Raw genomic sequence first — 21,344 nt, forward strand, 5'->3', positions numbered from 1 at the left:
CTGTTGTTATAGTTAATGCAAACTATCCGTTTAGGGGGGTGTTTTTTTGAAAACTACTTACCGTTACTTTGTTCAGCCACAAATTGATACCGCAACTAAATCTGTCTTTGGCTACGAATTGCTGATGAAACAACTCACCCCGGCTGGCTGGCGCTTGCCAGAATCCTTTTCGGCGATTGATCCACAAATCATTGCGGACCTGTTAGTTGATACCACCAAGGTCTTATCCCTCAAGGTGCGCTATTGTTCAGTTAACGTGAGTCGAGAACAGTTGATGACGACGCCGATTACCAACGCCATTATTAAGAGTCAGGAACAACTCTATCCGACGAAATTAGTGGTGGAGTTAACGGAAGATGATGGCCCGCAGAAATACACGACCGCGGAATTATTGCCCCAGTTGAAGCGCTTCATCGATCAGGGGATGGAATTGTCCCTGGACGATGTCGGTACTGGTGATAATTATTTCAAGGACGTCCAGGAGCTATTGCCGTTAGCCTCAGAGATTAAATTTGCGCTGCAAAACTTCAATCGAGATTTCAAAGACCCACACATTTTGCAGAAATTACACTTCTGGCACGCAATCAGCGCCGAATATGATTTACGCTTGGTACTCGAAGGAATTGAGGATCAAGCTGATAATCGTTTGAGCAAAAAGTTGGGTATTCGATTAAAGCAAGGCTACTACTTTAGTAAACCACAATTGTTGAAGCTACCACAAGATACGTGTCTGAGCTAATTCGCGATTCTGTCCCATTTTAGGGCTAAAAGTTGGCCTGGTATTTGGGAGATTTCAATCGCTAATTAAGACAAATTAAGGCAACACCGTCCTTCTGATATGAAGGGAGGCGTTGCCTTTTTTGACGACTCTGAATAAGGAGCTAACGGCTTGATTGAGATTTGAGCGCAGTCATGGTTGCCGTTTGAAAGGTCGCAATCAGTTCGTGAATTTCAGCCAACGATTCTGATTGACCACCAAGTAGCCACTCCCGCCAAATACGATAGATACCGGCAGTCATAAATTGTGTCCAATATTTTTGTTGAGTAGCAGTCACGTCAGTCCAGGCGGTGGTTACCGTGTAAAATCGCCGCATGTTTTGCTCAAAGAGTTGTTGAAAGACCCCTTCGAAGCCACGATCGACTGAGAGCTGAAGCGTCGGTGCTAACGTTTGAAAGAACTTGCCCAGTGCCGCTAGCTTTTGGTTTTGAGGCACGTGAGCCAGAACGTCATCGAACTGAGCAGTGATGATCGGTTCGAAGTAGGCAGTTAGCACATCTGTGAGCGTGGTGAAATTACGGTAGAACGCCATCCGACTGACACCGGCACGATTAACCACTGCCGTGACGGTTATATCGCTGAGATCCTTGTTTTCTAAAAGCTGCAACAGGGCAGTGGCCAAATAATTTTGTGAGTCTTGTTTGATTGCCTGTGCATGATTTGTCGCTGCCATTACATTTGCTCCATTCTGTCAGAGATGCTTGAGATTTGCTTGAATCGGTACTGCTGTCATTGTATGCTACTTCCACAGACGTTACAAGTGAAACGAAAGCGAGTGCGAATAAAAATGAAGAAGCAGTTAGTCGTGGTTACCGGTGGAAGTGGCTTTATCGCGGTGCATATTATTTTACAGTTGTTGCAGCAGGGGTTTGTAGTGAGAACCACGGTGCGTTCTTTACGAAAGGCTGGGTTGATCAGGGATATGCTTGCCAATGGCGGCGTGACGAACTTCAGTGATTTAAGTTTTGTTGAGGCGGATTTGACGCATGATACGCATTGGACGGAGGCCTTACAAGGGGCTACGTATGCCATTCACGTGGCTTCGCCTACTCCCAATCGGGTGTTTAAGGACGAAAATGAGATGATTCAACCAGCCGTCGACGGTGTGTTGCGGGTCTTACGGGCAGCGCGGGATGCAGGGGTAAAGCGGGTCGTGTTGACTTCTGCCTATGGTGCCGTATTTGCTGGGCATAAGCATCATACAACACCTTATACCGAGGCGGATTGGTCAGACGTCACGGTCAAAAAGGTTCACGCTTATCAGAAGTCCAAAACATTGGCAGAACGGGCCGCGTGGCAGTTTGTTCGCGAGCAGGGGAATGGCCTGGAATTAGCGGCAGTCAATCCGGTTGGTGTGATGGGACCAGTGCTGGCCAGCGATTACTCGCATTCAAATGTGCAGGTTCGTCAATTGCTGGAAGGTCAACTTAAGGCTGTGCCTAAGGTAGATTCGGGATACGTGGATGTCCGGGACGTTGCCAGTCTTCACATTTTAGCTATGACGTCGCCGCAAGCAGCGGGGGAACGTTTCTTAGCGACGACGGGTGAAACCTTGTCGATGTTGGATGTAGCCAACGTGGTACGAGAAAATTTCCCACAATTTGCGGCTAAGCTACCAACGAAGACGATCCCGAACAGCGTGGTCAAATTGGCAGCGTTGGTAAAGCCGGAGCTGCGGATGATTGCGTCCATCGTTGGTGAGTATGCGGGCACCAGTAATGCCAAGGCGGTTCGCATGCTAGATTGGCATCCGCGATCTGCCAGAGCGGCCATTATCGCGACGGCACAGTCAATGTTGGATTTGGGAATTGTGGCAGAGCCCAAATAGACAATATGAGTGCGGTTCATAGTTGAAGCGAGAAGGGGCCCAGGGGTTTTGTCCCTGGGTCTCTTTTTTGATGTTACTTTATAATTAAAATTATAAACCGTTATGATGGTATTCGGGTGCAACTACCCTTATACTAAGGTCATGAAATAAATCGCGTTTGTTTAAGCTTTACCGATTCTATCGATGAAGTGACTAGGGCACATAAAGTAGTAGTGACATTATCTGCGGCCAGCTAACGTCTAATGCGGCTGATAATGAGATGAGCTATATACTAACTCGAGGATTGTGAAAGAAGGCTTAATCTTGCTAGGAAGTAAGGGGGTACGATGGCTAACAATCGTACTGGCAACGTTACTGATAGCTGATTTTTATCAACAATTTAGAACGGGGAAGGGGCTGGTCGCTCAGGCGGCGACAACGATTCCAGGGAAAGGTACTCAGAGCGACGCCCCAATTGGGATGTTAGGTTTTTACCTGACAACGGGGTTCAACTTGCAGCCAGACGATAGCTATACGTCGGTGAACCATCCGCGTATTTTAACGACATCGACGGTGCATTCACTGCTGAGTGCCGTGAATATATTTGCTTCAGATCATTTTCAATGGGCTCAATCCACAAATGAAGGCAAACAATGGACCGATGTCAATGGTGCCAGCTCGGCCGACTTGGAGGTTACGCCAACCAAGGTGGGCACGGTGTATTACCAGCAACGCTTTCAATATTTTTTTGGCTCGCCGATTCCCTTTGTGACACCCACGTACTATTCACGAGTGGCCGCTTTAACGACGCTACCGGACCCCGTGCCGGCTACAGGACTATCAGTAACTGCGGACAGTGATTATCTCTATAACAATCAGGAAAGAGCCCAGCAAACTTATGTACACGCAACGCCAACGCCGGTTAATGCGACCGGTAATTTGGATTGGACGAGCTCAGATCCGAGCTTAGCGACGGTCACATCGAAGGGACTCGTGACGGCTAATAAATCGGGCAAGGTGGGCACTGTCCAAATCACGGGGGCGATGACTAACGATAATGGTCGGCAAGTAACCGCCGCGGTGTCGATTTCGATTGGTGGCGGGCTGGACGATCAAAGAGTAGCGGCAGGGCAGACAGCAACTTTTCGGGTGCGGGGAAAATTTGAACAAGCCCCCGCACTCGTTACCTGGCATCGAGTGGCGACGGATGGTCGCGATACCGTTGTCAGTCGGACCACGCAGCTGAGCTACACGACGCCGGCGACGACAATGGCTGACGATCAAGCCAACTATTATGCAGAGATTAAGGTGAGCGACGATGTCGACCAAGTGTTGACGACGGGGCGGGCAAAATTAACAGTGATTCCGGATCGCACGCCGGCCGTTACGGTGACGAGTACGGTCAGAAATCTGACGGATGATAAAGGCAATACGCCAACGATGCTGACTAACGTGATTAACGGGGATACCTGTGTCATCACGGGAGCAGTGACGGATAAGAATGCGCAGTCGCGACTCGTCGATGGTGACTTTATGATTAAGCTTCCGGGTGATGCGACGGATACAACGGCCAAAGTTGACGGGCAACCGGCCCATTATTATACGGTGGTTCAAGGAATGGACGTAGTTGTGGTCGTTAGTGGACAGAGCTTCACGGACATTAAGACGCATAGCTTCTCCATAAAATTTACGACCCATAAAACGAACAATCTCGTCTATAAGACGGGCGTCCAGCTGATGGGCTATGCCGATACCAGTCGGAGTCATGTGTTGGATACCTATCAGGGAAATGATGTGATCTTGAACTTTACGGACGGTCAGCTCAGTGCAACGGCAAATGATGTGGATTTTGGTCAGCTAACGATGACTAACGTTGGTCAGGAACTGCCGGGTAAGGCACTAGGAGATGGGGAGTTGCTGGACGTGACCGATCATCGACGGGTTAAGGCGGCCAGTCAAGTCGAGTTGCGACAGGAGGCGGCGCTGAATAATGGGGCAACGAATTTGGCGGCCACACTGATGTTTACCAAACGTGATGGCCTATCGCAAACATTGTCATCGGCCAATCAGGTAGTGGGAATTACGCCAGCGGGGACTTTGGTGTCGCCGATTGGTGAAGCGCAAGGAGATCATTTGAACGTTAAGGTATCCGATGGGGCCTTTCAGCCGGGTAGGTATACCACGAAGCTAGATTGGACGGTGGTGTTGGGTCCCTAGCTTTGTTTCATGTGAAACATCACCGAGCCGCTGCTTAAGGTAAGTAAGAGTGATACTTCCGGTGGGATTGTACGCAAGTCTTCGTTAATCGTGGTTGGGATAGTATAATTAATTATGAGAAACGATTGGTCGTGCCAAAATGCGCTGACCAGTCGATGGACTTAATTTAAATTATGCAACCCAAAGGAGTACACCAACCATGAAGCATATCGTAGCCGGGATCGTTGCGCACGTCGATGCTGGGAAGACGACCTTATCTGAAGCACTGTTGTATCGGTCGGGTGCGTTGCGGCAATTAGGGCGCGTCGATAACGGCGACGCCTTCCTAGATCCCGATGATTTGGAAAAGCAACGCGGAATCACAATTTTCTCGCATCAAGCGAGCTTACAAGTTAACGATTTAGATCTGACCCTTCTGGATACACCGGGGCACGTGGATTTTGCCTCCCAAACGGAGCAGGTGCTTAGCGTCTTGGACTATGCTGTCTTGGTCGTCTCGGCGACGGATGGTATTCAGGGTTACACGCGGACATTATGGCGCTTACTGGCCCATTATCAGGTGCCGACCATTATCTTTGTGAATAAAATGGATGCAGATACCGCCGATCGTGAACGAGTACTGGATCAGCTCCAGCAGGTCTTTTCGTCCGGATGCATTGCCTTTAATGATGATCAGACCGCTGATGGAAAGATTCCAGCGACGGCCTATGAAGATATTGCCATGCAAAACGATGCGGTGCTGGAAGACTTCTTGGATTCAGGCACTGTGGCTGATGAGACGGTGCGCCAGATGATTGGTCGACGCGAAATCTTTCCTTGTTACTTTGGCGCGGCCTTAAAGCTTGATGGTGTGGATACCCTCTTGGCTGGGTTAGAACAATGGACGCAAGAACCGCAGTATACCGCTGATTTTGGCGCAAAGGTCTTTAAGATATCCCATGACGATAAGGGGGAACGGTTAACCTGGTTGCGGCTGACGGGCGGAAAATTAGCCAACAAAACGACGATTCTTGACGAGCAAAAGGTGAATCAGATTCGCGTCTACAATGGGGCTAAGTTCACCATTCAACCGGCTGTCTCGGCGGGGATGGTGTGTGCTATTCCTAATCTAACCGGAACACATCCCGGTCAGGGGTTGGGCATCCAGTCAGCTGGCAGAACGCCGGAGATTCAGCCAGTATTAAATTATACGTTGGATCCGCAAGACCACGATTTACACGAATGCCTGACCATTTTGCGGCAGCTCGAGGATGAAGATCCCCAGTTACACGTCGCTTGGTCAAGCCATTTACAAGAGATTCGGGTGCAGATCATGGGGGCCGTTCAATTGGAAATTCTCCAGCAGATTTTACATGAACGGTTCCACTTGGACGTAGGCTTCGGTGCGGGCAGCATTCTCTATAAGGAGACGCTCACGCAGGCCGTGGAAGGGGTTGGGCACTTCGAACCGTTACGGCACTATGCTGAAGTTCATTTACTCATCCAACCGGCGCCGCGCGGAAGTGGTGTGACGTTCGGAACGGACTGTGACCTAGAGGTCCTAGGTAAAAATTGGCAACATCAGGTCCTGACGAGTTTACGGGCCAAGGAACATCTGGGCGTGCTGACAGGCTCACCGCTAACTGACGTTAAAATTACGTTGGTGAGCGGCCGAGCTAGCATCGTACATTCCGTGGGTGGTGATTTCCGTGAGGCGACTTGGCGGGCAGTGCGCCAGGGCCTGATGATGGCAAAAACGCAGGGCCATGCCCAATTGCTAGAGCCGTGGTATCGGTTCCGACTAGAGGTCGGCCAGGATCAGGTTGGTCGCGCAATGACCGATATTCAGCGAATGCACGGTCAATTTGATACGCCGGATGCCGCCACGGTCGGCGGAGACGATATGACGGTGTTGACCGGTACTGCGCCAGTCGCGGAGATGCAGGGATACGTGCAGGAGGTTAATGCCTATACCCATGGCAAGGGTCAGCTGGAGTGCTTGATTGACGGCTACCGCCCTTGTCATAACGCAACGGCGGTTATCGCCGCGCAAGACTACGATCCAGTGGGGGATTTGGAGAATACACCGGGATCTGTCTTCTGTGCTCACGGCGCCGGTTATCCAGTCCATTGGGATGACGTGCCGGCGATGGCCCACGTGGATTATGTGTATACGGTGGCTGAGTTGGCAAAATTAAATTAAAGGAATCATGCAAGCAGTAATCGTGATGTTGGTGATGGCTGCTTGTTTTTTATGAAATAGTCAATCCTTTTAGTGGGTGGAGGAGTTCTCTATGAAAAGAAATCGTGATAAAGTGTTGGGAACCATCTATGGGCAGGCTATTGGTGACGCCATGGGGATGCCTTCAGAGCTGTGGCCGGTTGAAAAGATTCGCCAGCAGTTTGGTGGCCTAATCACTAAATTTTTGGACGGTCCACAGAACAATGATATTGCCTTGAACTTTACTAAAGGGCAATATACGGATGATACTAATCAAGCGTTAGCTATTTTAGATTCATTAATTGAGACGAATTGGCAACCGGATCAGAAAAATTTAGTCAAACACGTGATGGCTTGGGCAGATGCGGTAGGTGCTTGGGATAATAATATTCTGGGGCCTAGTAGTAAAGCAGCATTGAAGGCAATCAAAGCTGGACAAGATCCAGCGCCAGTGACAGCCACGGCTTTAACCAACGGTGCCGGAATGCGGATTGCGCCGATTGGAACGCTATTTACGCCAGACCAAATTAACGAACTGGTTCAGATGGTCTATGAGGTTAGTCGCATTACCCATTCTAGTGATGTCGCAGTGAGCGGGGCTAGTATGATCGCTGGTGCGGTGACCGCTGCGATGGCCGATTATTCATGGGATGACATTATTACCTATGCTCTTGAGGCTAATGACTTAGGTTATCAATTGGGTCAACCAACCTGGGCGGCTAAGACCCATGACCGTCTGCGATTAGGAGTAAAGTTAGCCCACGAGTTGAGCGACGATGAAGTAAAATTCAGCCAGGCAATTTATGAGGTTGTGGGAACTGGCACGATGATTTCAGAAAGCATTCCAGCGGCCCTGGCTATTGCCTACTACACCCGCGATGTGAAGAGGTGTGCGTTGCTCTGTGCGAACCTCGGTGGCGACACCGATACGATTGGGGCAATGGCGACTGCGATCTGTGGTGCCAAGAATGGGGTAGCCGCTATTGATCCAGCTTGGCGTAAGACCATTGACCAAGAAAACCCGCAACACGACATTGAGGCATATGCTGATCAGATTTTGAAGTTTAAAACGGACTAGTTCTGTCGTCTGATATGATGGTCGTTCGGGCGGTCATGTAACCTTTTAATAATTAAGTAATAAATAGCAACGTCGTGATTTTAACCACTAAAATCACGACGTTTTTCGATGAAACGTCATAATTTGTCGTGGGTAATGGATATAATTAAAAATTGAGAGGCGCCTTCAATGGCCGACCAGTTCAAAAGACATAATTGTGGAAAGTAGGGACGTTATGGTTAAAAAAGTTGCTTGGCTCGGCGCACTGATTATCTTGGGTGTGACGGGTGGCGTGATGGGCATGACGCAGCCGGCCGCAGCTAAATCCTACGGCTCACCTAAGACTTTGCGTGGTGTTAAGTACACGCGGACAACCCCAGTTCGTTCGCGGGGAACGTGGTACAACTGGGATCGCAATATCGGGGCCAGCAAGATCATCGTGAAGAAGCACCAGGTTAAATGGTATTCCAAGCCCCATAAGCATGGAAAATGGCATCACGATCAAACGCTGACCGGAAAGAAACTTTACGTATACCGTCAGACGTTGCAGCGTAAAAAGATGTTTGGCTTCTACGCAGCTTACGAGGACGATTTTAACTTTTTCTACACGGGCACCAAGAAGCTCAAAGGAAAGACCGTTAAGTATATGTCGTCAGCTGGTCTGTACACGTATTATCACGCTTGGAAATACGCGGTTCGTTAGGCTAGTAGCGCTGAATTCAGCAAGTAGATAATAAGGAGGGGCATCACCGGGAAGTTAGGCGATTCCCCTCCTTATTATTAATAACTAATTAACAATAAGCAACCTACCTCAGTTAACTAGGAGAAAAGGTTACAACGTTTTACCCGTTTTCCTTGCGCTCTTTCCACCAATCCTGTAAACTGACAATTACACAAATTATGCAAACGTTTTAACGTAAAAGGGGTAGCTCATGAAAATTAGTAAAAAGGTCTGGTTCGATGCGATTGGCGTGGGCTTGTTCACGTTGGTTTACAGTCTGATTATGGGCGGACTGTCACTGTGGATGGGTTCCGCGGCCTTCGTTGCCGTGTCGTATTTCTTTGGGGCCGGTTTTCCGAAAGATAAGCTGTGGAATATTCTGTTGAGCTTTGCACTGGGGATTCTCTGGGGGCTGATTGCTTTTCGGCTTCTGCAAATTCCCAGTATTGCACCGCTGTGGCCTAGCGCGATCATGTTTGGCTTGCTGACCTTCGTCGTCTTGTTCTTACAGGGGACGATTATGAAATTCACGATTGTACCAGCTTGGTTGATTGCGTGGGGAACCACGATGCTGATTATTACCAACATCACGGTTCATAACTGGTCGCTTTTTGTCGTTCAGCTCTACGGCTCGATGCTATTAGGAATCTTTGTGATCGGCTATGCGTCAGACTTTTTTAAGCAAATCATGCTGCGGCTCTTTCCAGATAAGGAACAGGATAAGCCCGTTGACGCCGTAACCGAAGATGAACAGGATTAATCGTTAAATGACCAATGCTAATCCGGCATTGGTCATTTTTTATGGGATCATTGAGCGTAAGGCACACAGCCCAGCAGCCGCATCACCCATTTTCAGTAATGGCGGTTCCTGGTAAACTAGATTAAAAGCGGGGTGCAGTTATGCAAATTACAGAAGGTTTCATGCCATTTCAAAACTATCAAACGTACTACCGAGTGGTGGGAGATCTGAACAACGGTCAAACACCACTCCTTCTCCTTCACGGCGGCCCGGGGTCAACTCACAATTACTTCGAGGCGTTCGACCAGCTCACGGCGCAGACGGGGCGTCCAGTGGTAATGTATGATCAGCTGGGTTGTGGCAAATCGGATATGCCAGACAATCCCAGTCTGTGGACCGCGGCAACGTGGATGGCGGAGCTGCAAGCGTTACGTCAGTATTTAGGCTTGCAGCAAATTCACTTGCTCGGTCAATCATGGGGTGGGATGCTCGCCATTATTTACCTCTGTGATCATCGCCCCCAAGGCATTCAGAGCCTGACGCTGGCTAGCACGTTGTCCTCAGCTAAACTTTGGGCGCAAGAGCAGCATCGAATGATTGGCTTCATGGCGCCCGATGACCAAGCCGCCATTGCCCACGCGGAAACGACCGGTGACTTTACCCAACCCGATTACGTGACGGCCAATCGACACTTTATGGAACGTCATGCTGCGGGGCCCGTCACGGCAGCATCGCCAGAATTTCTTCGCTGGCCGAAGCGTAGTGGGACCACCGCGTACACCACTGCTTGGGGGCCCAATGAATACTGTCCGACTGGGACTCTCAGCGACTACGAGTACACTGAGCAGCTCACCAAGCTGACGGTGCCCACGTTGGTGACCAGTGGCGTTAACGATCTCTGTACCCCACTGGTGGCGAAGACGATGGTGGATCATTTGCCACAAGTGGAATGGACGCTATTCGCCCACAGCCGGCACATGGCGTTTATCGAGGAGCCCGCAGCCTATTTGGCACGATTGACGACCTGGCTGGCAAAGCATGACTGAGTGTGGGATTCACCGATTCTTAGCAGATTAAAAAGACACCCACCGCTTTCTTCTGGTAAATCAGAGAGCGGTGGGTGTTTGAGTTTGACATTAAAGGTCGTTGGTGTAGCGGTTCATTTCGATACGGAAGAGTCCAAGCAAAAGTGTCAGGGGTTTATGACGTTTGCCGAAAACACCTGTCCAGTCATGGACAATCTCACGAACACCGTGTCAGTCAAGCGAACCGGCGTAGCTAAAATTGACTGAAAAATGTTGGGGTCTGGGACAACCGTCGCAGGTCCTTTTCGTCTCCGCAATTTCAGCTAACTGGCGGTTGGTGCATCTCACTTTTGTTTCATGTGAAACATCGTAGTGCATTAAATTCGCCAAAAGTTTCCGGTAGGGTGCAACAAAATCAGCCGATTTGGTGTTAGTAGAAGTATAGGGGGATATGCGGCATTTCGCTAAACGGGCCAGTAAAAAGCCCACCGAGAGGGTTTCTCAGTAGGCTTCACCGCCACTTATGGTTATCAGAGATTTTTCGGGCTATGAGAATTAGCTGTTTTTTGATAAATAAAGACGAAATTGTCGGGTGTCGAACGTTCCGGTGCGTAGGCCCAATCGGGATGGTTGAAGGCCGCCACGTCGTTAAGGTGTTGGGCTTGCCGTTCCGCTAAGAAACGCACCATTTCACCACGCGCCATCTTGGCCAGGGTAGCTTTAGTCTTCAATTTTCCGGCGACTAGACTGCCGAAAGTTACCGTCACGAAGGGCTGATTGGGCGCCAAGTAAGGCGTGATGGTCTTGGCGTATTCCCGTGAGGCCAGGTTGATAATGGGTTCCGGCGTGGGCGTGAGCGCCTGGTAAAGCTGGCTTCCCCAGAAGGCGTAGAGGTTGGGGGCGTCGGCTACTGGTAAACGCGATTGCATTTCTAGGCGATAGGGAACGACGCCATCAAACGGCCGTAAGATGCCGTAAAAACCGGAGAGAATTCTTAGGTTGGTGCGGACGTAGTTCAGAGCGGGTGCCGTGAACAAGTCGGGAGCCATGTACTGATATTGAATGCCGCTAAAAGCCAACAAGGTGGGCGTCAACTGGCGAGTTAAGTCCAGCTGGTGTAACCAATCGTAGTTGGGCTGGGCCAGTTTGTCGCTACAGTGCCAGAGTACTTTAGCTTCCGGATAACTCAGTTGGCGCAGACGATCGAGAATGAGCTGGGTGCGATCCAGATACTGTGGCCGCCCCTCACAAGCGAACGTATCGGTGTCAACAACCATCTTTTTAGCGGGAGCGATGATAATTTTCATGGTCCAAGTGGCCTTCTTTCGGGAAGAATTAGGCTTTAATCATAGCATAATTGATGACTACAAGTAGATAATATAAGTCCGCCTTACCGTTCGCCAAATTTGGACTGGAACGCTGTGGGGAGGACGGCTGGAGCCAAAGACCGGTCTCCACCCTCGCTTGAAGCCGAAGAACCCGTCTTCAAGTCGCCATTTTCAAGTAGAGTGCTTGAAAATCCCACGGCTGAGTCCAAATTTGGCTCACTCTCGGCTACATATCTGTTATCAATTACGATTAGTTAAACATTGACGTATCAGGTATTTAAGGAGATTTGCTACGCCGAGTCTAAAGTTGTTGGAAGAGGTTAGAGAGGGCACCAATCCGGAGAGCCGTTTCTCAGAACGGAGGTGATCGGGCTAAAGAACATGGCGATAAACCAAAAAAAGAACTCAGGACTTCTCCCAAGTTCTTGTCGGATCACTTAAAATTTAACGAACCAATTGACTGCCTTCGCTTTGACCAGGCGCAACGTCGTCATGGTTAGCGGGCGTTGGATTCAGTGCGAAGTCATCATCAGCGGGGATGGTGGAGGTGTTGATGGCGTCATCAGATTTATGCAATGTCACGGTGCCATAGGCGGGAACGGAGACGACTTGCCACTGATTGCCGTTGCCGTTAATCGTGATGGCCGCTTTGATCGGCGTGCCCGTTGGATTGTAAAGGTGGGCGACAATATCGCCGTTCGTGCCTAAGAAGGCCACGGAACCTAAGCTCCCCGTGTAACCGTCCTTGGTGTAGTTGGTCGAGCCGATGACCTTGGCGCCGGTTGGGACGTCTTGACCGAAGTTGCGAAGCATGAAGTATTCCAAATTCCGTTGAACTTTCCCAGTCGTGTGGTCAATCGTTACCACCCCTTCACGACCGGTGGAATCGGCCGCGTTTGGCAAGCCCCGTTCGTCTAAGGCGAGGTTCCAGAGGGTGATCATGCTCAACCCGTTGTGAACTAACCAATTACCAATGACGCCGAACATGATGTGAGCAGCCTCTTCAGGATCGTCGGTCATCATGCACCGCCGTTCCGTCATGACGACATCCCAGTTCGGGTAAGTCCGGTTGGCGTGGTACATATTTTCAAATGGACCGGAGTAGGTGTGGACGGCTAAGCCATCAAAGGCCGCTGCTTGGGCGGGCGTAACTTCTTCTTCGATTGGCTTGGTCAGCGCGTGGAAGCTGTCATCTAATAAGTAGAGTTTGGTGTCAGGGAATGACCGGTTCAAAGCTGGCCGCAGGTACTTGTACCCAAAATTAGCCAGTTCAGGGACTGTCCAGATCATGGCTGGCCAGTGGGCGGCGTTAGACGGTTCGTTTTGAATCGTCAGGCCGTAAATTGGGATCCCCAGTTTTTGATACTCTTCGATATAACGAATAAAGTATTGGGCATAAATGTACTCAAACCGGTTTTCCTCAGTGTAGCCATTACCGGTGAATTCGCCAAAACGCAGGTGCCCACCGTGGGTCAAGTGACCAGTGTTCTTCATCCAAGCCGGACCAGACCAAGGAGAGGCGATGATTTTCAGCGCAGGATTAATTTGTAAGATTTCTTGTAGGACGGGTACGATGTTCTTTAAGTCTTTGGTGGCGTCCGGTGCGCCGGGTTGACCTTCACCAATGGAGAAGTGTTCCAGCTTGTTGTCGTGCTCACCGTAAGGCATATCGTCGTAGGTGTAGTATTCTTGGCTTTGGAAGTCACAGGAGCCGAGTGGTACCCGGACGCTCGAGAAGCCGCCTTGCTCGGGGTCGAAGAGTTCTGTCAACAAATCATGCCGTTGTTGGGCGTTCATGACCTGCCACAGTAGGTAGGCCGCGGAATCGGTAATTGCTGCGCCGGCCCCTTGCCAGTCCTGATGCTTGTCGGTGGGGTCGATGATAATCTTCTTAGCCTCAGCGCTATCGGTTTGATAATCTGGGGTGGTCAGCGGCGTCCGTCGTTGCGTCAGATCACCTGAAGTTGTGGTCCAAAATTCGTTCTTAAATTTTCTCATCACTAAACTGCCTCCAATTAGACGTAATCGTTGTGGAATTGACACTGAATGGGGCTAAAAGTCCAAGAATTAAGCCCTAACTACCCTTTCATCGTAACCGCTTACAGATAAGTCGTCCATGGCAATTACTACCTTGAATTTGTCCAAATGGCAACTAAAACTGATTGCGGTGGTTAGTAGGAGATGGTAGGCTGAGAGGGAGTAAATGAGTGGCGAAGGAGACGAAGCACGTGGCCCAACAATATGTATTTCAGACGGTTGAATCGAATATTTACCTGTACGCGGGGCATTTTCAGCGCAACTTTCCCAGTTGGCATTACCCCCGGGAACAGCACCAGTTATTTGAGCTGATCGCGGTCACGCAGGGGAGTGTCACCATGTTTATGGGGCCACGTCGCTTGGTCATCCGAGCGGGGGAAGCCATCATCATTACCCCCGAGACGCCGCATGAAAGCTTTAACTTTAGCGGGGACCGACTACAATTCTTCTGTTTCCACTTTAACGTTGGCGACCTGGAGTTGAAGACCCAGATTATCAAAAACTTGGGCAATGTGGTGGCGCCGCGAACTTCGGCGGTTAGTCAGGCGGCGCACCAGTTGACGCGGGCGATGGTTAGCCTCGAAGATGAGCCTGGTCAGAGCCAAACGCGTAAGTTTCAAGTGGAAATCATCTTCCTAAAATTCATGATGGCACTATCGCAGGCCCAGCCGGTGATGACCACCGTGCAGGAATATTCCGAGCGCGAGGTCATCTTGGCACAAAAGTTGGCTAGCGGGCTATTTGACGATGAGTGGGCCCGCCGCACTTTCCGAACGGTTTGTGCCAATCTCAACGTTAGTACGACGTATGGTCATCGGATCTTCAAACGAATTTATGGGGTTACGCCGAGCGAATACGCCAATGAGCGGCAATTTAGCCGGGCCAAGGTTTTGCTAGAGATTGGTGAAAACTCGATTGAAGCGATTGCTATGCAGATGAAGTTTAGCAGTCAGGCCAGCTTTAGCAAGCAGTTTAAGAAATGGTCGGGCCTGACGCCCAGTGCCTATCGCAAGACGCAGCGCCGCGAACATCATTCGGCGGATTATTTGGGTTAGAGAGAGCGGGACCTTGGACCGTGTTTTGGTGATGTTTCATGTGAAACAATGATGACCGAAAAAAGTAGCTGGCGTTTGCCGGCTACTTTTAGGATTTACCACATGTATTCAATAGGGTCTTTAATATATTTGTCGTAAACGTCCGTCACGATGGCCATTTGATCGGCGGTCAGTGGCTTCAGTTCAGCGGCGTGCGTGTTACGTTCGATTTGAGTAGGGTTGCTGGCACCTGGAATGACAGCGGAAACGGCGTCAAACATCAGAATGTACCGCAAGGCCGTATCAGCCAAGTTGTCGGTACCCAGACGTTTCTTCAGTTCTTGAGCGGCCTTGACACCGGTTAAGTAATCCACGCCGGAGAAGGTTTCACCCTTGCTGAAATGTTGACCGTCCCGGTTGTTCATCCGGTGGTCCGCTGGATCAAAGTGAGTATCTGCGGTGAATTTCCCAGTTAACAAGCCGCTAGCCAAGGGAACACGGGCCAGGATGCCGACGTTAGCTTTCTTAGCAAGATCAAAGAAGAGCTTAGCGGGGCGGAGGCGGAACATGTTGAAGATGATTTCAACACTGGAGATGTCATAGTCCAGGGACTTGATGGCTTCTTCCACCCGTTCAACACTGACACCGTAGTTGGCAATTTTACCTTCCTTTTTAAGATCATCTAAGGTCTTAAACGTTTCGGGTTGGTAATAGATGCTCATTGGGGGACAGTGTAGTAAGACTTGGTCGAGGGAATCAACCTGCATATTTTGCAGAGATTCGTCAACGTATCTTCTGATGGCCTTCGGGCTGAAATGGTCCTCAGTCAGTGGCATTTCTTTCCGTCCAACCTTGGTTGAGTAGTGGACGTCAGGGTGACGTTTGATGAATTGGCCAACGACCTTTTCACTCATGCCATCTTGATAGCCATCGGCGGTATCAAAGAAGTTAACGCCACGATCGTAGGCCGCTTCTAAGGTATCGAGCGCGTCTTTTTCGTCAAAGGGTGCGCCCCATTTACCGCCTAATTGCCAAGTGCCGAGTGATACCTCGCTGATATTAAACCCGGTTTTTCCCAACTTTCTAAATTCCATAGTGGTTAACCTTCCCTTCTGATTATTTTAAGCATAGCACTTGAAGTGTACTTCAAGTAAAGTTTTTAATTTGCAAAGATAGGACTGATCAAGTATGACAGAATTAACGATTTCAGAGGTTGCTCAGCAATATCATCTAGCGCCGTCAACGCTGCGGTATTACGAACGGCTGGGGCTAATCCCGGATGTTCACCAGCGTGGAAACCACCGAGTCTACAATGAAGCGAATCTTGAAAAATTAAATAGTATCGTCTGCTTTAAAAATTCTGGTATGAGTATGAGTGAGCTGCAAGAATTGCTGAGTTATCAAGAAACGGGGCCTGACTTGGATAAGATCTTAGCGGTCCTGAATGAACACGAGGTCAGTGTCTCCCAGCAACTGGCCAAGTTGGAGCGGTATCACCGTCATATCACCCAAAAGGTTGCCTTTTACTCGGCTATTAAACAGGCCGAGATCAAGGGAACACCGCGGCCAGATTGGGCGGATTATAAGCCAAATGATGAGCTGTAGGGGGGAACTTGTCATTGAGGAGACGCGTTTGGCTGCTTTTGAAACGCGTTCCTTCGGGTAGCCCCCTCCGCTTAACCCCAATAAGCACCGGCTCGGTTGTTAGTGGTTATACTGGCTTGGGGCGTTAGATTTACTCTCGCCAGTATGCATCGGAATTTTGCAGCTTCCGAAACGCGTTCCACAAGCCAGATTCTTCCGCTTAGCAAAATAAGGGACTCCTGTCCGGCATAGCCGAACAGAAGCCCCTTATTTCCCTAATGCTCAGAAGCTAAGCGCCTTGCTTCACTCTCTGCACAAAAAAGCAGCCCCGCGTTCTACTCGGGACTGCTGTGGTAAGGTGCGGCGACCTTCGGAATGCTTGCGCACCGATCGCTTTCCCTTACCGTGGTTTGGCACCATGGGATAGTATCGCACGGGTGCCGTGGGAAGTCAACCTTATTCGACGTTGCGGAGCGTGATGAGTTTGGCCGACACGCCTAATGCGATAATTAGGAAGAAGAGGCACATGGTGAAGCCGGCCTGAATTCCTATCTGTGGGGCGTTCGGGTGAGCTGTGAAAAATTTAGTAGCCAGGTTGATCGTGGCGATGATAATCGCCGTTCCAAATGACCCGGAGATCTGGCGCAACGTGTTGAACGTGGCCACGCCATCGGCCATGAGCCGGTTGGGCAGATGGGTCAAAGCGTGCGTCTGGATCGGAATCAAAATTAAGACAAGTCCCAGCTGGCGAATCGTTTGGCCCAGGGTCAACATCGCTACCGAAGCGTTGACGTCAATGAAGGCTTGCATAATGGTACCGAAGCAGTCGATTAACAGCCCGGCCGTCACGATCCGCCGCACCGGGTACCGATCGTAGAGGCGCCCGCTGATCGGGGACATGATTCCCGTCAGACACGCACCGGGCAGCAGCGCAATCCCAGAAATAATCGGACTTTGATGCATGATCGACTGGATCAGTAAGGGGAGTAGGATGGTGTTCCCATACATGGTGGCGACGATGAGGGCGTTTAGACTAGTCGCGGTCGAAAATTGCCCGTTTTTGAAAATCCGTGGATTAATCAAGGGGTTCGGGCTATGTAATTGTTGCCGAATGAAGATGGTGGTCAGCACCGCACCGATAACGAATGGGACGGTGACGAAGGGTGAGGTGAGCGCGTACTGCCCGACATTGGAGAAGCTCCACAGCAGACCCAGTGCCCCAAAGCTAATCAAGAAGAGCCCCCACCGATCCAGCGTCGGGGATTCATTTGTCGGGATGCTAGGGAGCAGGAGGTAAGCTAAGATGAGGTCCAGCAGAATGAAGGGTAAGACGAGGATGAACAGGTAGCGCCACGACAGGTACGTCAAGATTACCCCCGATAAGGTTGGTCCGATGATGGGCGAAAAGTTGAAAGCGAGTCCGACCAGCCCCATGACAGCGCCCTTCTTAGTCGGAGCGGCGTAGCGAATCGCCAAGATATTCACTAGCGGCATCATCACGCCCGATCCAGTAGCCTGAATCATGCGGCCGAGGATTAACAGCCAAAAGCTTTGCGCGATGCTGCCCAGTAAAGTTCCTGCCAGAAAGATGGCGGAAAATAAGATGAAGAGTTGACGAAACGTGAATTTCTTAATCAGGTAGGCACTCACCGGGATCATCATCGCACTCACCAGCATGTAACCATTGCTGATCCACTGGACGGTGGATGAGTTGACGTGGAAGACGGTCATGAACGTTGGCAGCGCCACGTTCATCAGGGTAGAGCACAGGATGCCGAAGAAAGTGCCAAATACCATGATAAATAACGATTGCTTAATTTCCTTTGACATTAAACGGCCTTCTATTCTATTAAAATTGCACAACATATCCCATCATACTGATAATCAAAATGTTAGTCAATCGGGTACCAGCATGATGTTAGGCATGAAAAGCGGGTAAATGAGTGGTGACGACTCCGCCGATTTCCGTAAGTGTGGATTTATTTGTAAGCGTTTACATAAGTGAGAAATTGTGTTAGGTTAGAAAGTAAAGAGGTGTCCAGGTATGAAAAAAAGTGACGTGTTAGTAATCGGGTCAAACATGATTGATCTCATGACGTATATCAACCGCATGCCCGTGGCGGGAGAAACTGTTGAGGCGGAAGACTTCTCGATGGGCTTCGGTGGCAAGGGCGCCAACCAAGCCGTAGCGGCCGCGCGGTTGGGCTCTCAGGTCAGTTTCATTTCCATGGTCGGCAACGATAGTTTTGGCAAACAACAGTTGGGTAACTTTAAGGCGGCCAATATCGACGTTACTGGTGTGGGCGTAGGTCGTAAAAGTAGTGGTGCAGCGCCCATCTTTGTTGACCCCACGGCGGATAACCGGATTCTCATCGTCAAAGGGGCTAATAGCGAATTAACGCCGGCCGTCTTAGATGAGCATCTCGACTTGATTCGCAACACCAAGCTGATCGTGCTTCAGCAGGAGATTCCGCTGGAAACGAACTATCACGCCATTGACCTGGCTAAGCAGTACGGCGTTCCCATCCTATTAAACCCCGCGCCAGCGAATAGTCATTTGGACATGGAACACGTTCGTCGGGTGGACTTCTTCTCGCCGAACGAAACGGAGTTAGCGACGTTAACGGGACTGCCAACGACCTCCATGGACGAGATTTCCCGCGCCGCACAACGGCTGGTTGATATGGGCGTCAAGAATGTCTTGGTCACGATTGGCTCCCGCGGGGTGCTGTGGGTAAGTGCCACGACGAGTCAACTGATTGATGCCGTTAAGGTTGAGGCGGTTGATACCACTGGTGCGGGTGATTCGTTCATCGGCTCATTTGCCCACTACTTCGCCCAGGGCGAGACGATTCCGCAGGCCTTACGCCACGCGAATGAATACGCGGCAATCACGGTGACACGTCGGGGGACGCAGAAGTCCTACCCCACGGCTAAAGAAGTGGCCGAGATGTACCAGCCTAATTAGTGAACGGTCATTTATGCGAATGATCAAAATAAAATCGACTTTTTCAGAACGGCTACATTTCTGAAAAAGTCGATTTTTGAGTTGTGGTGAATAGTTCGAATTCAACGCTGCCAGTGCATTTCCTGGTCCAGCACACCGGTATCGGGATCCACGGCTTGTTCACCTAGCGTGAAACCGTGTTGCTGGTAAAACGCCACGGCCCGTTGGTTTTGAGGGTATACGCTCAAAGTGAGCTGGCGATAGTCAGTTTGGAGTCGCGTGAGTAGGGCGTGACCGAACCCTTGATGTCGATAAGCGCTGTCTACGAAAATACCGGCGATGTAGGTGTCGTCCAGCCCAGCAAAGCCTACGATCTGGTGTTCCGTGGTGGCGACGTAAAGTGTAGCGGCGCCCAGTTGAGTGGCCACAAGCGGTGCCATCTGGTGCCAGTAAGTCGCGGCCACAAAGGGATGGGCGTCTAAATTACCCTGGAGCCAGATCGTCATGAGCCGGTTTTGCTGGTCTGCGGTCAGGGTGGTGAGTTTAGTAATCACAATTAATCAATCCTTTATTATTAATAATTAGCCAACGTTAATGCTGGTGAAGTTGTAGAGGTGCCAGTCTTCGGTGAGGTGGGGATTGTTGCGGGCCTTGTTAGGCGGGCAGCCGACGAAGCGTTTGAATTCACGGGTCAGATGGGCTTGGTCGGCAAAATTGAGAATAGCCGCAATCTCTGAGAGCGGTAGGTTCGTCGTTTGCAATATTTCAATGGTTCGGTTGATCTTGACTAGAATCTTGAAACGCGACAAGGTGACGCCGATTTCCGTGTGAAAGAGAGCGGATAAATAGTGTGGCGACAAGCCCAGCTGATTGGCTAGTTGAGCAATCGTGACGGTAGTTTCCGGGCTGTTCATGATGATCTGATAGGCGCGGCGGACGGGAGCTGACAGGTGGACGGCGTGCAGCTGGTGGACCCGTTGTGCCATGTCTTTAATCATACTCTCGATGGCACTCATCACATCGTCGTAGGTGGTCAGTGATTCCAGCGTCCGGACGTCGTGGTCGTTGAGTGAGTACGCTTGATCAAAGTCCATGCCAGCATGGATGGCCGCGCGAATCGTGACGGATACGCTGATAATGCCCCAATTTTTAATGTTCCGCAGGTCGCTGCCATCGGCGAGAATCCCGATTCGCCCGGAGTTCACGAGGCCGATAAAAGCATCGTGGACCATTGAGGGTTTGCCCAGCTCCACCGCGGTCTTGAGGGCTTTTTCATAGGCATAGCTGACGTGGGCACCCTCGTCTTCGAAATTAACTAGAATGAGCTTGTCATTGAATTGGTTGGAAGGCACCGCGTGATCGAAAGCGGTGGTCACGGCGTCCGAATCGAGGGGCAACTGAATAATCTGAGCGAGCGCGAGAATCTGATTCAAGCATTGTTGCCACGAGATGGCGTAGGTGCTCAGCAATTGTGGCAAGTAAATGGTCCGGGCATTCGGCGTATCCGTAGCCGGACTGGTGGCATCGGTGAGTAAGATCGGCCCCAGAATGTAACAGTAGTCAGCGTGGCGTAGGCAAACCGAGAATAGATTCTGACTGTGTTGAAAGATAGTTAGCGGGCTATCGCGATTCGGAATTTCGTGGAAAACGGTGACGTAGCCCGACGTTAAGATCTTACCTTGTTTAAAGGTGATCTCCAACTGGGATTGCTCAGTTTTGAAGACGATGGCCGGCGCATTGATGGCCTGGAGATACCGTAAGTCTAGTTGCAAATGAGACACCTCGTTTCGACAACGCCTATTAATGTAAGCGCTACATTAGTTATACCGTAGCTGCTTAAGAAAAGCCAGAGTACCGTGACGATGGTTGC

At 50.3% G+C, this 21,344-nt stretch carries 18 protein-coding genes; 11 read left to right on the forward strand and 7 right to left on the reverse strand.

Annotated elements, in window-relative coordinates; genetic code table 11:
• The first annotated feature begins 46 nt into the window (after positions 1-46).
• Positions 47-739, forward strand: coding sequence for an EAL domain-containing protein (locus tag HF569_RS00545; protein WP_168900919.1), 693 nt, complete (start codon positions 47-49; stop codon positions 737-739).
• Between the two features lie 142 nt (positions 740-881).
• On the opposite strand, the gene HF569_RS00550 is transcribed toward HF569_RS00545, so the two are convergent.
• Positions 882-1,451 (reverse strand): TetR/AcrR family transcriptional regulator, encoded by a 570-nt coding sequence (locus HF569_RS00550; protein WP_168900920.1) that lies wholly within the window; start codon positions 1,449-1,451, stop codon positions 882-884.
• A 114-nt stretch (positions 1,452-1,565) separates the two neighbouring features.
• Between HF569_RS00550 and HF569_RS00555 the strand changes: the two genes are divergently transcribed.
• The 7 genes from HF569_RS00555 to pepI all read left to right on the forward strand — a co-directional run bounded on the left by HF569_RS00555 (position 1,566) and on the right by pepI (position 10,565).
• Positions 1,566-2,606 (forward strand): SDR family oxidoreductase, encoded by a 1,041-nt coding sequence (locus HF569_RS00555; RefSeq protein WP_168900921.1) that lies wholly within the window; start codon positions 1,566-1,568, stop codon positions 2,604-2,606.
• Positions 2,607-2,909: 303 nt separating this feature from the next.
• Complete coding sequence (locus HF569_RS00560) at positions 2,910-4,802, forward strand: Ig-like domain-containing protein (protein ID WP_168900922.1); 1,893 nt, start codon at positions 2,910-2,912, stop codon at positions 4,800-4,802.
• A gap of 199 nt (positions 4,803-5,001) precedes the next feature.
• Positions 5,002-6,984, forward strand: a complete 1,983-nt coding sequence (locus HF569_RS00565) for an elongation factor G (RefSeq protein ID WP_168900923.1) — start codon at positions 5,002-5,004, stop codon at positions 6,982-6,984.
• A 91-nt stretch (positions 6,985-7,075) separates the two neighbouring features.
• A complete protein-coding gene (locus HF569_RS00570; RefSeq protein ID WP_168900924.1) occupies positions 7,076-8,080 on the forward strand; it encodes an ADP-ribosylglycohydrolase family protein in 1,005 nt (334 codons plus the stop codon).
• Positions 8,081-8,294: 214 nt separating this feature from the next.
• Positions 8,295-8,762 carry a hypothetical protein gene (locus HF569_RS00575; protein ID WP_168900925.1) on the forward strand — a complete coding sequence of 156 codons (468 nt, stop codon included), beginning with the start codon at positions 8,295-8,297 and terminating at the stop codon, positions 8,760-8,762.
• A gap of 229 nt (positions 8,763-8,991) precedes the next feature.
• Positions 8,992-9,540: a DUF1097 domain-containing protein gene (locus HF569_RS00580; protein WP_168900926.1), complete on the forward strand. Its 549-nt coding sequence runs from the start codon at positions 8,992-8,994 to the stop codon at positions 9,538-9,540.
• 140 nt (positions 9,541-9,680) lie between these two features.
• Positions 9,681-10,565 (forward strand): proline iminopeptidase, encoded by an 885-nt coding sequence (pepI, locus tag HF569_RS00585; RefSeq protein WP_168900927.1) that lies wholly within the window; start codon positions 9,681-9,683, stop codon positions 10,563-10,565.
• A gap of 509 nt (positions 10,566-11,074) precedes the next feature.
• On the opposite strand, the gene yaaA is transcribed toward pepI, so the two are convergent.
• Together yaaA and HF569_RS00595 are read right to left on the reverse strand one after the other, a co-directional pair.
• Positions 11,075-11,851, reverse strand: coding sequence for a peroxide stress protein YaaA (gene yaaA / locus HF569_RS00590; RefSeq protein WP_168900928.1), 777 nt, complete (start codon positions 11,849-11,851; stop codon positions 11,075-11,077).
• A gap of 465 nt (positions 11,852-12,316) precedes the next feature.
• The gene (locus HF569_RS00595) at positions 12,317-13,870 is read right to left on the reverse strand and encodes a glycoside hydrolase family 30 protein (protein WP_168900929.1); all 1,554 of its coding nucleotides are present in this window, start codon (positions 13,868-13,870) and stop codon (positions 12,317-12,319) included.
• Positions 13,871-14,079: 209 nt separating this feature from the next.
• On the opposite strand from HF569_RS00595, the gene HF569_RS00600 reads away from it, so the two are divergent.
• The gene (locus tag HF569_RS00600; RefSeq protein WP_332870944.1) at positions 14,080-14,964 is read left to right on the forward strand and encodes a helix-turn-helix domain-containing protein; all 885 of its coding nucleotides are present in this window, start codon (positions 14,080-14,082) and stop codon (positions 14,962-14,964) included.
• Between the two features lie 95 nt (positions 14,965-15,059).
• Here HF569_RS00600 and HF569_RS00605 read toward each other — a convergent pair whose 3' ends face one another.
• Positions 15,060-16,037, reverse strand: a complete 978-nt coding sequence (locus tag HF569_RS00605) for an aldo/keto reductase (RefSeq protein WP_168900930.1) — start codon at positions 16,035-16,037, stop codon at positions 15,060-15,062.
• 94 nt (positions 16,038-16,131) lie between these two features.
• Between HF569_RS00605 and HF569_RS00610 the strand changes: the two genes are divergently transcribed.
• Positions 16,132-16,548: a MerR family transcriptional regulator gene (locus tag HF569_RS00610; protein WP_168849594.1), complete on the forward strand. Its 417-nt coding sequence runs from the start codon at positions 16,132-16,134 to the stop codon at positions 16,546-16,548.
• Between the two features lie 435 nt (positions 16,549-16,983).
• Here the strand turns inward: HF569_RS00610 and HF569_RS00615 are convergent, their stop codons facing one another.
• Entirely contained in the window at positions 16,984-18,357 is a 1,374-nt protein-coding gene (locus HF569_RS00615) for a DHA2 family efflux MFS transporter permease subunit (protein ID WP_168900931.1), read from the reverse strand.
• Between the two features lie 214 nt (positions 18,358-18,571).
• On the opposite strand from HF569_RS00615, the gene rbsK reads away from it, so the two are divergent.
• Positions 18,572-19,495, forward strand: a complete 924-nt coding sequence (gene rbsK / locus HF569_RS00620) for a ribokinase (RefSeq protein ID WP_168900932.1) — start codon at positions 18,572-18,574, stop codon at positions 19,493-19,495.
• Between the two features lie 101 nt (positions 19,496-19,596).
• Here the strand turns inward: rbsK and HF569_RS00625 are convergent, their stop codons facing one another.
• The gene (locus tag HF569_RS00625) at positions 19,597-20,028 is read right to left on the reverse strand and encodes a GNAT family N-acetyltransferase (protein ID WP_332870945.1); all 432 of its coding nucleotides are present in this window, start codon (positions 20,026-20,028) and stop codon (positions 19,597-19,599) included.
• Positions 20,029-20,055: 27 nt separating this feature from the next.
• Entirely contained in the window at positions 20,056-21,246 is a 1,191-nt protein-coding gene (locus HF569_RS00630; protein WP_168900933.1) for a helix-turn-helix domain-containing protein, read from the reverse strand.
• Positions 21,247-21,344: the final 98 nt, after the last annotated feature.

It is taken from the genome of Levilactobacillus tujiorum (genome assembly GCF_012641185.1).
Classification (GTDB): Bacteria; Bacillota; Bacilli; order Lactobacillales; family Lactobacillaceae; genus Levilactobacillus; species Levilactobacillus tujiorum.

Bases quoted from the DNA above. Each gene is read 5' to 3' on its own strand.
- yaaA (WP_168900928.1), bottom strand. From the start codon at position 11,851: ATGAAAATTATCATCGCTCCCGCTAAAAAGATGGTTGTTGACACCGAT.
- HF569_RS00555 (WP_168900921.1), top strand. From the start codon at position 1,566: ATGAAGAAGCAGTTAGTCGTGGTTACCGGTGGAAGTGGCTTTATCGCG.
- HF569_RS00550 (WP_168900920.1), bottom strand. From the start codon at position 1,451: ATGGCAGCGACAAATCATGCACAGGCAATCAAACAAGACTCACAAAAT.
- HF569_RS00580 (WP_168900926.1), top strand. From the start codon at position 8,992: ATGAAAATTAGTAAAAAGGTCTGGTTCGATGCGATTGGCGTGGGCTTG.
- HF569_RS00575 (WP_168900925.1), top strand. From the start codon at position 8,295: ATGGTTAAAAAAGTTGCTTGGCTCGGCGCACTGATTATCTTGGGTGTG.
- HF569_RS00615 (WP_168900931.1), bottom strand. From the start codon at position 18,357: ATGTCAAAGGAAATTAAGCAATCGTTATTTATCATGGTATTTGGCACT.
- pepI (WP_168900927.1), top strand. From the start codon at position 9,681: ATGCAAATTACAGAAGGTTTCATGCCATTTCAAAACTATCAAACGTAC.
- HF569_RS00610 (WP_168849594.1), top strand. From the start codon at position 16,132: ATGACAGAATTAACGATTTCAGAGGTTGCTCAGCAATATCATCTAGCG.
- rbsK (WP_168900932.1), top strand. From the start codon at position 18,572: ATGAAAAAAAGTGACGTGTTAGTAATCGGGTCAAACATGATTGATCTC.
- HF569_RS00570 (WP_168900924.1), top strand. From the start codon at position 7,076: ATGAAAAGAAATCGTGATAAAGTGTTGGGAACCATCTATGGGCAGGCT.
- HF569_RS00605 (WP_168900930.1), bottom strand. From the start codon at position 16,037: ATGGAATTTAGAAAGTTGGGAAAAACCGGGTTTAATATCAGCGAGGTA.
- HF569_RS00565 (WP_168900923.1), top strand. From the start codon at position 5,002: ATGAAGCATATCGTAGCCGGGATCGTTGCGCACGTCGATGCTGGGAAG.
- HF569_RS00595 (WP_168900929.1), bottom strand. From the start codon at position 13,870: ATGAGAAAATTTAAGAACGAATTTTGGACCACAACTTCAGGTGATCTG.